14 protein-coding genes are annotated in these 13,689 nt (G+C 38.6%); 2 read left to right on the plus strand and 12 right to left on the minus strand.

Annotation, left to right across the window (positions count from 1 at the left end; all coding sequences use genetic code 11):
• Positions 1–8: 8 nt before the first annotated feature.
• From TR08_RS27995 to TR08_RS28040, 10 genes are all read right to left on the minus strand, one after another.
• Positions 9–1,427, minus strand: coding sequence for a S1C family serine protease (locus TR08_RS27995; protein ID WP_081954680.1), 1,419 nt, complete (start codon positions 1,425–1,427; stop codon positions 9–11).
• Positions 1,428–1,725: 298 nt separating this feature from the next.
• Positions 1,726–3,150, minus strand: a complete 1,425-nt coding sequence (locus tag TR08_RS28000; protein WP_081954681.1) for a sensor histidine kinase — start codon at positions 3,148–3,150, stop codon at positions 1,726–1,728.
• Positions 3,122–3,823, minus strand: coding sequence for a response regulator transcription factor (locus tag TR08_RS28005; RefSeq protein ID WP_045523854.1), 702 nt, complete (start codon positions 3,821–3,823; stop codon positions 3,122–3,124). The genes TR08_RS28000 and TR08_RS28005 overlap by 29 nt, the downstream gene beginning before the upstream one ends.
• A 261-nt stretch (positions 3,824–4,084) precedes the next feature.
• The gene (locus tag TR08_RS28010) at positions 4,085–5,059 is read right to left on the minus strand and encodes a quinone oxidoreductase family protein (protein WP_045523855.1); all 975 of its coding nucleotides are present in this window, start codon (positions 5,057–5,059) and stop codon (positions 4,085–4,087) included.
• A 125-nt stretch (positions 5,060–5,184) separates the two neighbouring features.
• On the minus strand, positions 5,185–6,258 hold the full coding sequence (locus TR08_RS28015; protein WP_045523856.1) for a phosphotransferase family protein: 1,074 nt from the start codon (positions 6,256–6,258) through the stop codon (positions 5,185–5,187).
• A 114-nt stretch (positions 6,259–6,372) separates the two neighbouring features.
• Complete coding sequence (locus TR08_RS28020; protein WP_045523857.1) at positions 6,373–6,936, minus strand: TetR/AcrR family transcriptional regulator; 564 nt, start codon at positions 6,934–6,936, stop codon at positions 6,373–6,375.
• Between the two features lie 97 nt (positions 6,937–7,033).
• Positions 7,034–8,647 (minus strand): long-chain-fatty-acid--CoA ligase, encoded by a 1,614-nt coding sequence (locus tag TR08_RS28025; protein WP_045523858.1) that lies wholly within the window; start codon positions 8,645–8,647, stop codon positions 7,034–7,036.
• Between the two features lie 28 nt (positions 8,648–8,675).
• Complete coding sequence (locus TR08_RS28030; RefSeq protein ID WP_045523859.1) at positions 8,676–9,428, minus strand: SDR family NAD(P)-dependent oxidoreductase; 753 nt, start codon at positions 9,426–9,428, stop codon at positions 8,676–8,678.
• Positions 9,429–9,548: 120 nt separating this feature from the next.
• On the minus strand, positions 9,549–10,757 hold the full coding sequence (locus tag TR08_RS28035) for an acyl-CoA dehydrogenase (RefSeq protein ID WP_045523861.1): 1,209 nt from the start codon (positions 10,755–10,757) through the stop codon (positions 9,549–9,551).
• 110 nt (positions 10,758–10,867) lie between these two features.
• Positions 10,868–11,062, minus strand: coding sequence for a hypothetical protein (locus TR08_RS28040; protein WP_045523864.1), 195 nt, complete (start codon positions 11,060–11,062; stop codon positions 10,868–10,870).
• 253 nt (positions 11,063–11,315) lie between these two features.
• Here TR08_RS28040 and TR08_RS28045 point away from each other — a divergent pair, with 253 nt between their 5' ends.
• A complete protein-coding gene (locus TR08_RS28045; protein ID WP_045523866.1) occupies positions 11,316–12,197 on the plus strand; it encodes a VanW family protein in 882 nt (293 codons plus the stop codon).
• A 26-nt stretch (positions 12,198–12,223) separates the two neighbouring features.
• Here TR08_RS28045 and TR08_RS28050 read toward each other — a convergent pair whose 3' ends face one another.
• Together TR08_RS28050 and pssA are read right to left on the minus strand one after the other, a co-directional pair.
• Entirely contained in the window at positions 12,224–12,496 is a 273-nt protein-coding gene (locus TR08_RS28050) for a hypothetical protein (protein WP_052427653.1), read from the minus strand.
• A 148-nt stretch (positions 12,497–12,644) separates the two neighbouring features.
• Positions 12,645–13,136 carry a CDP-diacylglycerol--serine O-phosphatidyltransferase gene (gene pssA, locus TR08_RS28055; protein WP_045523870.1) on the minus strand — a complete coding sequence of 164 codons (492 nt, stop codon included), beginning with the start codon at positions 13,134–13,136 and terminating at the stop codon, positions 12,645–12,647.
• 154 nt (positions 13,137–13,290) lie between these two features.
• Here pssA and TR08_RS28060 point away from each other — a divergent pair, with 154 nt between their 5' ends.
• Positions 13,291–13,542, plus strand: coding sequence for a sigma-G-dependent sporulation-specific acid-soluble spore protein CsgA (locus TR08_RS28060; protein WP_045523872.1), 252 nt, complete (start codon positions 13,291–13,293; stop codon positions 13,540–13,542).
• The last annotated feature ends 147 nt before the right edge of the window (positions 13,543–13,689 follow it).

Genomic DNA, 13,689 nt, shown 5'->3' on the forward strand with positions numbered 1-13,689 from the left:
CCCTTAGATTATTTCGCTAGCTTAACGTTTACAGTGGTAAGCTTTCCGTCACGATATACTTCAATTTTAATTTCATCGCCCATTTTTACATCAGAATACAAATACTTTCTTAATTCTGAGGAATTGGCGATTTTTGTACCATTCATGGAAACTATCACATCCTGTGCTTCTAAACCACCATTTGCTGCTGCGGAATTTGGTTCAACCGCCGTAATCATGACCCCTTCTTTTACACTTTCAGGTAGATTCTCCCAATATAATTGCGGCACTTCCGATAAATCAGCAAGTCCAATTCCGAGATAAGGTCTATCGACTTTACCATTGTCAATTAATTCATTAACGATTGGAATAAGGTCGTTACTAGGAATGGCAAATCCTAATCCCTCCACACCGCTATCTGCAATTTTTAAACTGTTAATTCCGATCACTAAACCTTCAGGGTTAATTAACGCTCCACCGCTATTTCCAGGATTGATGGCAGCGTCTGTTTGAATAACATTTGTTTCCCAATTTCCCGCTGATGTATTAACGGCGATACTTCTGTTTATCGCACTAACGATACCTTGGGTTACCGTTCTAGATAAATCAAGGCCGAGTGGATTTCCGATCGCATACACCTGGTCACCAGGTCGTAGTGTAGAGGAATCACCAAACTGTGCAGTTGCCTCCACATTTTTACTATCGATTTTTAAAACAGCTAGATCGGTTAAGGCGTCAGTTCCAACAATTTCTGCACTTACTTTTTCACCGTTATATAACGATACCTCTAATTTTGTTGCACCCTCCACAACGTGGTTATTGGTGACAATATAGGCAATGTCATTATTCTTTTGAAAAATAACCCCTGAGCCTGTACCTCTTTCAACACTTTGTGAAGGATTACTTCCATATAATCCGCTGCTTTGCTGCTGCTGATAATTCACGATCCCAACAATCGTTTTTGAAAGATGTTCAACTGTATCTGCTATCGATGAGGATGTTTTTACTGATGTTGGCTGAGCCGTTACGGTATTCGCATCGGTATTCTGTTGAACATTTCCAATCGATTGACTTTCTACATTGCTAGAAAAATTATCTAAGTAGTCTGTGTATGGCAGCACGGTTAAGGTTAAAACAGAACCCACCACACCTGCAGCTACCATTGACGTAAAACCTTTAACATTTCTTTTTTTCTTCTTTGCACTGTTTTTCAGCTCGATCCGGTTAATAGGTTGTTCTGATATAACCTCTTCAGAACTTCCTTCTTCCGTTTCTACTACTTTGCTTTCTGGTTCGTTAGCGATAAAAGCTGATTCACTCTCTCCTTCTTGATTTTGTTGAGTTAATGTTTCATATTCTGGCTTGCTATTATGAACGTCTGAAGTTTCTTCCGGTGTATGGTCGATTGTTTTGTCTTGTTCCCTTTCAAATTCATCTTTATAATTCATACTCTTTCTACTCCTTTACACTTGAATTTGTGTAATTTATTATCTTATTTATACTTTAGCCCACAAATATGAAAAAACTGTTAACAAACTATAACGGGAATTGGAAATTATTAAGAAAAAAGTTCTATTTTTAATAAGAAAAGCGCAAGCGCCTTGCTCAGCCCCGACAAGCGCTGTAGGGCCTGTGGATGAAGTCACGCTTTTCGACTTCATCCGCAGGACCGAAGCGACCTCGAGGGGCTAGGCGCTGAAGTTAGACAATTATCAAAAATAAAAGCAGCAGGGATCTCCCTGCTGCTTACTGTTTGAAGGTAATGGTAAATTTCGTACCTTTTCCTTTTTCGCTTTGTACATCAATCTCTCCGTTATGAAGAAGAACAAGCTGTTTCACAATCGATAGACCTAGACCAAATGCTCCATATGGATTGCTGGTTCTGGAAATTTCAGATTTGTAAAAACGCCGCCAAATCTTTTCGACTTCATTCGGATCAATTCCAACCCCAGTGTCTTCAACTTCAATTATCGTACCATTTTGTTCCTTTCGTCCTCTAAGCCAAATCGTACCATCTGAAGTAAATTGAATACTATTCTTTGTAATATTTATCAGAATTTGTACAAGGCGATCATAGTCAGCATTGACCATCACCTCTTCGTCTGCCTCAACGATGATTTGAACGTTTTTCTCTTCTCCCTGAACTGACAATTGTTCTTGAATGATTTCTAGTAGTTCTAATAACTGAATATCTTCCCGAAATAACTGAATTTGATTCGAGCGAATTTTTTCGTAATCTAGGTTTTCATTTACAAGACGAATAAGTCGTTTTGCTTCCTGACTAACTAATTGTATTCCTCTTTCTTTATCCTCTTCAGGAATCATGTCATTTTTCAAGCCTTCAATGACCCCGCTAATGGTGGTTAGCGGCGTCCGCATTTCATGTGAAACATCAGCCATGAATTGACGTCTGCGATTCTCTAGTGCTTCAATTTCCTCCATCGAATAGTTTAATTTTTTTACCATATGGTTAAAGTCATTGGCTAGTTCACCAATTTCATCAAAATTAGAGGACGGCACATGTACATGGTAATCTCCAGCAGACACTAGCGATGTAGCTTCACGGAGCCGCTTAATCCGGTTAACATGGATTTTTGATAGCAGCCAGCTGAGTAAAAAAGATACACCTAATGCAATTAGAATAGTATAAATTAAAAATTGATTCACTTGGTGAATCATAGCACTTGAACCACTGATAGGCGAGGTTAACAATATCCCGCCAATAAACCTGTCGCGATTATCAATATAAGGTAAAACAACAAAGGTAACACCATCTTGATCAAATCGCTTATAATCACTTTGGACAATAATGGTTTTACCATTTGTAATCTTTTCCCACTCTGAAGGTTTCAACTCAATAGCAGGTCCACTTCTTCCTACAGCATAAAGGTTTGCCTTTTGATCGAACATACTAAAACTAATTTTTCTTGATCGTAAAACATTACTATATTGACTTATAATTTGATCCGTTGCGATCGGATTTCGTTCAATATCCGAAAGGATGGCTTCTCCATAGGAGATCAATTCGTCTGATTTATTTTCATACACCAAATTACCGACATATTGAGAAAACAAAAGACTTAAGACAAGAAAAGCGACAATAATGATACTAATGTGGCTGATAAACTGTTGAGAAAAGTATTTAATTCTTATCTGTTTGAATCGACTCATCAAACTTATAACCTACTCCCCATACAGTGTGGAAGAATGGCTGCGTCTTTGTTTCTACTTTTTTCCGCAGTCGCTTAATGTGAACATCTACAGTTCGTTCATCACCGTAAAATTGATATCCCCAAACCCTTTCCAGCAGCTGTTCTCTAGAAAATACCTGCCGCGGATGTTCAACCATATAATATAAGAGATCAAATTCTTTTGGAGTAAGGTTTGTAATGGGTACCCCATCGACAAGCACTTCACGCGTATTTTTACTAATTTTAAAATGTTCTGACTGCAGGAAATCATTTGTTTGGTTCGTAACTTGAGTTTGATATCTGCGTGTTACCGCCTTAATTCTCGCCATCAGAGTAAGTGGGCTAAATGGCTTTGTGACATAATCATCTGCTCCCATTTCAAGTCCTAACACTTGATCGGACTCGGTATCCTTTGCTGTCAGCATAATAATCGGCACTGTATGTTTTTCTTCCCTTATTTTCCTGCAAATACTTACTCCGTCCATACCTGGAAGCATCCAGTCGACAATCAATGCGTCCCAAGTCCCTGTTTTAAAAGTGTTGTAACCTTCAAGACCGTCATTCACAAAGGTCCCTTCAATTCCTTCCTTGGCAAAAAACATTTCAATCATCGAACACACACTTGTATTATCTTCAATCACGAGTATTTTCAAAATCCGTCCACTCCTTGCAAAAAACTCTTCTTTTCTTCAGTTTAAACTTTTTTTTTTTCATATCAACTATATCGTAAAATCTTCCCGGCTATTTAATAATTTGTTCATAGTTTGTTAATATCCCCATGAAAAAGAGGTCTGGAAATTTCCAGACCTCTCAAATTTCTCGATTCTACGAATTTATCTGCGATTTTAAAAATTTTTTCTGAGAATAAAATTCATATCTGCTTTAATCCGAATATATCCGCTTGGTCGAATTAATTAAGGTTCTAATATTAACTTACCAGTCGTTTTTCGTGATTGTAATAACCGATGTACATCTGCCGCTTCCTCTAGCGGGAACACACCGCCAATCGTAAGCTTCAGCTTTCCTTCACCAAGATAGGTAAGCAATTTTACTAAACTAGGCTGCAGCAACTCATGTCGTCTCATAATCTGCGGCAGGAAAAAGCCCATAACAGATTGATTTCGAGCCATAAGTGAAGACGGATACATTCTGCTCTGCTCCCCGCTGGCTGCACCAAACACAACCAGACGGCCAAAGGCGGCTAGACATTTTAATGTTTTATTGAAAACATCGCCGCCTACCATCTCAAGTGCCACATCTACTCCTTTTCCTCCGGTTGCTTCAAGAACTTGTTCTACCCAGTTTGACTCTGTGTAGTTTACAAGTACATCCGCACCCATCTGACGTGCGAGTTCTAATTTTTCAGCAGAACTTGCGGTTGCAATGACTTTCCCAGCACCAAATAGCTTTGCCAATTGTACCGCTAGAGTTCCTACACCACCGGCTGCTGCATGAACAAGAACGGTTTCTCCCTTCTCCATTCGCCCCATCGTTGTTAACACATGATAGGCACTTAATCCTTGTAGCGGAAGAGCAACTGCATTCTGAAAATCTAATTGCTCAGGAAGCGGAATCAGTGCGCGCTCATCGGCAAGAGCGAATTCTGAATATCCACCTGATTCAATTAACGTAACAACCCTCATCCCTGGATTAACACTAGTTACCTTTTCTCCAACAGCCGCTACCACCCCTGCGATTTCAGCACCGGGAATAAAAGGAAGAGGTGTTTTTACCACATATTGTCCTTCCCTTCTTGCTGTATCTGCATAATTGACGCCAATTGCCTTAATTTCAATTAGCACTTCACGTCCTGTTGGAACAGGTCTATCAATCTCAACGATTTCTAATACTTCAGGTCCGCCATATTCTTGTAATCGAACTGCTTTCATGTTAAAACTCCCTTTCTATCTGCCTTTATATACTTGCTTTTTTTTTCCTTAAAGGCATCGACGCCTTCCTTGTGGTCTTCCGTTTGTACCATTAGCACTTGTGTCAGCCGTTCTTCTTCTAGGAGCTACAACTCTCCAGAAGCAACCTTGACAGCATGCTCAATTAACATTTTTGCTTTATAGTTAAAGTTAGCAAACCGAAGATCATTGGTTTGCCCTTTCTTATAACGGTAATAGATTTGTTGACATATAACGGCTAACTTAAAGTAGGAGAAGGTTAAATAAAAGTTCATATCGGTAACATCCCGGCCGCTTTTCTTCGCATAAAGCTCAATAAATTGCTTTCTTGTAAAAAAACCATCGTTTACTGTCACCGGCGCTTTTCCTAGCCCCTTTTTTAAATCCTCTGGGTCATCGGCTTGATTCCAATAGCCCATCGCTACACCCAGGTCAGCAAGCGGATCCCCCACGGTTGTCATTTCCCAATCAAAAAGTCCAACCATTTCAGATAGGTTCTCATTAAACATCGCGTTATTAAACTTGTAGTCATAGTGAATGATTGCAGCGGCTTGCTGGAGTGGAATATTCTCTGTCAGCCATTTTTCCAGGGAATCCACAGCATCAACTTCATCGGTTTTTGCCCGTTCATAACGAGCAATCCAACCATGGACTTGTCTTTCAGTGAATCCAGCTGGCTTACTGATCGCTCCCAGTCCAGTTTCTTTATAATTAATCCCGTGAAGCTCCACTAATTTATTGACCATTACTTCTGATAGCTGTTGACAATGCTCCGTTGTTACGGTTCTTTCCTCTGGAAAGGATGTATCAATGACGATACCGTTTTTTCGTTCCATGATAAAAAATGAACTTCCGAAAATTTCTTGTTGATTGGAAAATAGGATTGGCTTCGGTGTGACTGAAAAGACTGGATGAAGCTCAGAGATGATTTTATATTCTCTTTCCATATCATGTGCTTTAGGTGCAACAGGTCCTAACGGCGGGCGTCGTAGCACAGCTTCCCATTCACCGATTTTAATTTGATACGTTAAGTTAGAATGACCCGCGGAAAATTGCAGAATTTCAAGGGGGCTATTTGGCAAATTTTCAATATTGCTCCGTAAAAATTGTTCTAAAACTTCTAAATTTAATTCTTCCCCTTTACGGACTGGAATTGTATCCTTACTCATTTGATGGGGCATCATATCCCTCCCTACTATTCTAAAAATTCAGTCTCTTCAATTCATACCAACTGGATAGTATGCAATAGTGAAAGAAGAGTTTAGCTGTTAGACAAAACCCTCCATGAAATTTTATTAATTTGCTTGAATTCCCTCTAATATCATTTCAACAAAAATCTCTGCTACTTCACGGTCCGTTGAAACTCCATTTGGATTAAACCAATGATAGCTCCAATTGGATGCACCTAAAATACCAAAGGTAACGATATGTGAATTTAAGTCCGCCCGAAACTCTCCATTTTCGATTCCATCGTTAAGCAGCTTCTCGACATTCAAACGAAATTCGTCCCGTTTTGGCACAATTAAAGCGAGTCTTTCCTCATTCAAGTTTTTCATTTCTCTAAAAAAGATCTTCGCCGCAGATCCTTGTATTTTAATATTACTTATTAGCATGTAGACAATATCAAATAACTTCTCTTTACAGCTTCTATTGTCATCCAGAATCTTTCTTTGTTGTTCTATTAAGTAATTAATGTATCCGAGATGAATGTCCATTAAGAGTTCTTCTTTACTGGAAAAATAATAGTAAAACGTCCCTTTGGTAACACCAATTGAATCGACGATGTCCTGAATAGACGTTTCCTTAAAACCCTTTTTCTCAAATAGATTAATACTATGTTCAGTTAATTTGTCTTTCACCGCTCATGTCCTCACAATCTGTAATATATCTAGTGAAATTATACCATATTCTTTTTCGTAACAAACACGGACAATCAGCAGAAAAATGTTAGACTTGCTATATTTTTACGGCTTCCTCTCTTAAGGCACGGCGGAGAATTTTACCTACTTGTGTTTTTGGCAATTGCTCACGAAACTCAACACTGCGAGGAACCTTGTAGGCAGCCATATTTTGCTTACAATATTGAATGATTCCCTCTTCTGTTGCTAATTGCCCTCCTTTTAGTACGACAAAAGCCTTTACATCTTCACCACGGTATTGGTCTGGAACACCGATGACTACTGCCTCTTGTACAGCAGGGTGTTCATAAAGCACTTCTTCAATGTCACGAGGATAAATATTAAAGCCGCTCGCAATAATTAAATCTTTCTTGCGATCAACGATATATAAATAGCCTTCTTCGTCTACTTTTGCAATGTCACCAGTATAAAGCCAGCCATCTCTCATCGTATTGGCTGTTTCTTCCGGCATGTTCCAGTAGGCTTTCATAATTTGAGGACCTTTTATAATCACTTCACCTAGTTCCCCAACTGGAACTTCCTCTAATCCACTTGCCACATCCACTATTTTATATTCGGTAGATGGCATACCAATTCCTACACTTCCCGGTTTGCGGTCCGCAAAGGGAGGGTTGCAATGAGTAGTTGGGGAGGCTTCAGAAAGTCCATATCCTTCTAAAATCTTTGCCCCTGTTTTTCTTTCAAACTCACGGAGAAGTTCTACTGGCATAGGTGCACTGCCGCTATTGCAGGTTTTAATACTATTAATTCCGTACTCCTCAGCACGTAGATGGTTTGTAATCGCCACATACATGGTTGGAACCCCTGGGAAAGTAGTCGGTTGTTCATGTTTGATTGTATTTAGTACTTCCTCTATATCAAATCGTGGAAGCATAATCGATTCCCCACCTGTAAAAATGGTTAGGTTCATACAGGCTGTCATACCAAATACATGGAAAAGTGGAATAACCGTTAAACAGCGTTCTTTACCCAATTCAAATTCGTGTTTGAAAAATTCATAGGATTGAAGAACGTTTGCCACGATATTTCGATGTGTCAACATCGCTCCCTTTGATCTGCCCGTTGTGCCGCCTGTATATTGGAGAACCGCAATGTCATGCTCCAGCTCAATGGTAACAGTTGTAACCTTTCCATTTCCTTCTGCTAAGAAGTTTTCAAAACTGCGATCTGGCGTGAAATCTTGTCCAGATGGCTGCAGGCTGACAACGATGATATTTTTCAAGCTTGTTCGTGGCTGAACGCTCTTTACTCTCGGATAAAAAGCATCCATGACAACAATCGTTTCCGCGCCTGAATCAGTTAAGATATATTCAAGCTCACGCTCGACACTCATAGGGTTTACTTGAGTCACGATCGCCCCTGCTCCTAAAACGCCATAATAGGAAATGACATATTGTGGACAGTTCGGCAGCATAAGTGCCACTCTATCACCCTTTTGAACTTGATTTTGCTGAAGTGCAGAGGTAAATCCTTGTGTAAGTCCTAGTAATTGCTGATAGGTAATTTTTCTGCCAAAGAAGGATAGTGCATTATTTGTAGGATAGTTTGCAGTAGTCTCTTGAAGTATTTCTATTAGATTTTTTTCAGGGTTTAAGATTTTTGATGAAATTGTGTCTGGATATTGTGCCATCCCTTTTTTCCTTTCAGCCATTCAATTCCCTCCAAAAATATATAATTTACTAAAAAGTAAGTCCGCCACCATCAACAGATAGAGTTGCACCAGTTATAAACGAAGCTTCATCTGAAGCTAAGAAGAAAATAGCATTTGCTACTTCATCTGGAGATCCAATTCTACCAAGAGCATTTGCCCTCGAAATAAATGGCCATCTTCTTTCATCCTGCTTCCAGGCATCAATAATCTTTGTGTCAATAACCCCTGGTGCAATGGCGTTAACACGGATGTTGTACTTGCCATACTCAAGTGCAGCATTTTGTGTTAGCAGCACAACACCGGCTTTCGAGGCGTTATAAGCAGATTGATATTTTTTCCCCTTTAATCCTAGTAAACTAGCAGTATTAATGATGGCGCCCCCGCCTGATTTTTTTAATTCAGGAACCGCATACTTAATTCCAAGAAAAACGCCTTTTAAATTAATATCAATTACGTGATCCCATTCTTCTTCTGAAAGATCAACACTTCTTACCTCTGAATTACTAATTCCTGCATTATTGACCAAAATATGCAAGCCTCCAAAAGTATTTGTTGTGGTATTGATCAGCTCTTTTACCTGATTAGAGTTCTTAACATCTGTTTTGACAAAAATGGCTTCTCCACCTGACTCTACTATCAGGCTGACGGTTTCTTCACCGCTTTGGGAATTAACGTCTGCTACTGTCACCTTTGCTCCTTCTTTCGCAAAACGAATGGCTGCCTGGCGTCCAATTCCAGCCCCACCGCCGGTCACAATGGCTATTTTTTCATTCAATTTCAAGTTACTTCACGGCCTCTCTCCTAATGTCTATCTCTACAACAATAACTTTCGACAGCACTGCCTTTGAAACCTTATACTCGTTATTCAACTAAATCGATTAAATTTGGAGATTGATATAACTTATTGATATTTCTTTAATTCAAGCTTCGCAATCTGAGCACGGTGCACTTCATCTGGTCCGTCTGCTAGTCGTAATGTTCTAGAGTTTGCCCACATCGCTGCGAGTGGGAAATCATTAGAAACTCCAGCTCCCCCAAATGCTTGAATCGCTCTGTCGATGACACGTAATGCCATGTTAGGTGCCACTACTTTAATCATCGCAATTTCTGTTTTCGCCTCTTTGTTTCCAACTGTGTCCATCATATAAGCTGCCTTTAAAGTCAATAGTCTTGCTTGTTCAATTTCAATCCTTGAATCGGCAATCCATTCTTTAATAACCCCTTGGCTTGAAAGCGGTCTTCCAAAGGCTTCACGAACCTGAACGCGCTTACACAAAAGTTCAAGAGCTCGTTCCGCTGCACCAATCAACCTCATGCAGTGATGAATTCTTCCAGGTCCTAATCTGCCTTGAGCAATCGCAAATCCTTTTCCTTCTCCCCATAGAATATTTTCTGCCGGAACTCGAACATTTTCATAGTTAATTTCGGCGTGTCCATGCGGAGCATGATCATAGCCGAAAACAGGCAGCATCCTTTCAATTGTAACCCCTGGAGTATCAAGAGGAACGAGAATCATCGATTGCTGCTCATGACGGTTGGCATTAAAGTCTGTTTTTCCCATTACAATCGCAATTTTACATCTAGGATCTCCCGCACCAGATGACCACCACTTACGTCCATTAATAACGTACTCATCACCATCATTCACAATGCTTGCTTCGATATTTGTCGCATCCGAAGAAGCAACCGCTGGTTCTGTCATGGAAAAGCAAGATCGAATTTCCCCTGCTAGTAATGGTTTAAGCCACTTTTCCTTGTGTATCTCTTTACCATAGCGAACGATTACTTCCATGTTACCGGTATCCGGTGCACTGCAGTTAAACACTTCAGGACCAATTATAGAGCGCCCCATAATTTCGCAAAGAGGGGCATATTCCAAGTTCTTTAAACCTGCTCCATATTCACTTTCTGGGAGAAATAAGTTCCAGAGACCAGCAGCCTTAGCCTTTGCCTTTAAGTCCTCCATTACCTGGGGGACAGCACTCCATCGATTTTCCTGCTCATTTAATTGCTGCTCATACACATTTTCATTTGGGTATACATGTTCTTCCATGAAGTTTGTCAGCTTTGCCTGTAACTCTTTCACTTTAGCAGAATATAAAAATTCCATTCACTCCACCCTTTCTTACATACTAACCAGTTGGTATGCTGTAATTACTATTATACCTCCAAACATTAAATATTCAAATTTATTTCTAAATATTCTAACAAAATTATAATTTAATATCTCTTTATACCCATTTTTTGCTTTTTCATTAATTCATGTGATTTTTCAATAATATCCGTTAAAACATCTCCTTTATATACTCGACCTAATTTGAGGTTTTCTTGATAGTATTCAACAATTTCGTCTAGTTTGTCAGAGGTTTCTTTTGCAATCCTAACATTTAATTGTATTCTTCCGTTTTCAGCCAAGGGAGACACTCCTATCATTCATATAGCAAACTGCTAGCACTTTGTATAATTCGTGTTATTACTTGATTATATACTATTATTCTACACTTTTTTCAATAATTCCTAAAAAAAGAATGACACTTAATATTTAGTATTACTCCCCTATTAAATATATGGATTTTCTGCTTTATAAAAAAACAGTTCATCATGAATAAATTCTTTTACATAAAAATACATATTTTGCCTCAAATTATCTTGAGGAGGTTGGTAAAATATGAGTTTTACATGGTTATTTACTGTTTTATTTATGATTCAGCAAGTATTACCTCAAGCTAGTGTCCAAATAACAAGAGATGGGAAACCTAATTCCATTATCAAAAGAGAAGATTATTCTGTCGGTGATCCAAGTTACTTTATTCTTGATACAGAAAAATATGATCAACTAGTAAAAGGATTAGAAAAGCAGTTTTCTGTATCCCCTAAAAATGCAAAATTGGATCAGTATGGAAATATTATTCCCGAATATGTAGGTCGAAGTATAAATCGAGACGCCTTTACCGAAAAATTCTATTCCTACTTCTTTGAACATAAGACTTCACCATTGGAAATTCCAATTTATCCGGTTTACCCGAAAGTAGATAGTGAATTACTGTCAGATATTCGAAGTTATCGAATTGGGCGGTACATAACTTCCTTCAATCCAAATAATAAAAAGCGTACTACAAATATAAAATTGGCAGTTGAAGCTATTAATAATCATGTTGTCTTTCCTGGTGAAACTTTTTCTTTTAATCGGGTAGTGGGTAAGAGAACTACTGCGAAAGGTTATTTAAAAGCTAAGGTGATTGTAAGGGGTGAATATGCAGAAGACATCGGCGGCGGAATATGTCAGGTATCGTCGACTTTATTCAATGCTGTTGATAGTGCAGGATTAAAAATTGTGCAGCGTTTTTCTCACAGCAGACATGTCCCTTATATTCCACCAGGACGTGATGCAACCGTGAGTTGGTATGGTCCTGACTTTGAATTTAAGAATATGTACAATCAACCCATTTTAATCCAGGCTAGAACGATGGGAAACCTTTTAGTCATTAAGTTATATTCCTCCGATGTCATTGAATACCAGCCCAAAAAGGTTCCTTTCCCACCATTATGAAAAAGTCCGCAATATGCGGACTTTTTTTACCGATTTTTATTATCATTTCTCAATGCACTTGCTAATAACTCCTCAGAGAACTCAGCAAGTGCCGTGTTGCTCATTGTATTAAGGTTAGTTTTCGGTGTAAAGCTTTGGACAACGTTTTGAAGAGGCACTGCAATATTATTTCGTTTCCCTCTTGTTAGACCAAAAACGGCGGCACTAATTCCGACTCCAAGGAGAGATACCCACATGGTCCCTCTACTCTTTCGTTTCATACCAAACATATTGAAAAACGGCTTTATCATATTTCTCATCCAAAGCACTCCTTCTTCTACCATGAAATTGAAAGGTTAATGACCCTTCCATTAACTTAATCTTTGCGTTTAAGGTGAGAATATGTTTGGGAAACTCCTGGTGAATTGTTATTTGTTAACAGATTATATTAAGGTTAACATAATGTTGTCATAGCTTCTTTATTCTTATTGGACTCACCATAAGTATGGAAAGTAGGATGGTAATAAAAGCATTACTATACAGAAATACTCCCATTAATGCCATTAACAACCCCGCAGCCGTTATCGGCAGCCCCATAAAGTAACCTCTAGTTGGTTTCACATTGAATTTCGCTAACCGTAATGCACCCATTGTAGGAAATAGCATAAACGCTATTGTTGTGAAGATGGATGGTGGTTCCAAAGAATAAAAAAGAAGTGCTGGAGCAACACCAAGGCTAACAATGTCGGCTAATGAATCAAGTTCTACTCCTAATTCACTGTTCAACTTTAATCTCCTTGCCAATCGTCCATCAAAGAAATCAAATATAGTTGATAAAAAAATAAACATTGCAGCCATTTGTAAATATCCAGTCATATTGAAGGTAATGGAAAAGACCCCAGATAATAAATTTCCAATGGTCAATAGATTCGGCACTACTCTAACCAAGCGGTTTATCAAGCAGATCCCCCCTTTTTTGTGGCCAATCCTTCCATCTTATTTCTCTACTTCTATATTCTGCACCATTTTTAATAAAGTGAATCTATATTCTGAACCAAGGTATATTAATACCATTTCGTCAAATGATAAAAATGAAAGGATGGTTGGTGAAAAAATGGATAAAACCTTAGGTTATTTACGTGAAATCTTATCAAACTACAGTGATGAGCATTCTGAAGGAAAACAACTATATCACAAATTATCTGAAGGGAATTTTTCATCGGAGGGAGATTTTGTTAGGAAATTAAATCAGAAGGAAAGCGACTTTTTAAATAAAATACTTCCTAATGAAATTAATTATGCCAAGGAAGAGCAGGATGAAAAAAGGGCTCATGAATTAAATGAAGTTTATGAACTCTTATTTTAGACTTTGGCTACATAAAAAAGAGATGTTAGTTGGGAAACTAACATCTCATCTTCGGGAAATAAATTGACACAATTCTAAATTATTTCCTAGGTAAGCGCATACAACGACAAAAGGCGAGGTATTGTCGTATCGATTTCTTCCGCTAAA

It is taken from the genome of Neobacillus niacini (assembly GCF_000759675.1).
In the GTDB taxonomy this organism is placed as follows: Bacteria; Bacillota; Bacilli; order Bacillales; family Cytobacillaceae; genus Neobacillus; species Neobacillus niacini_A.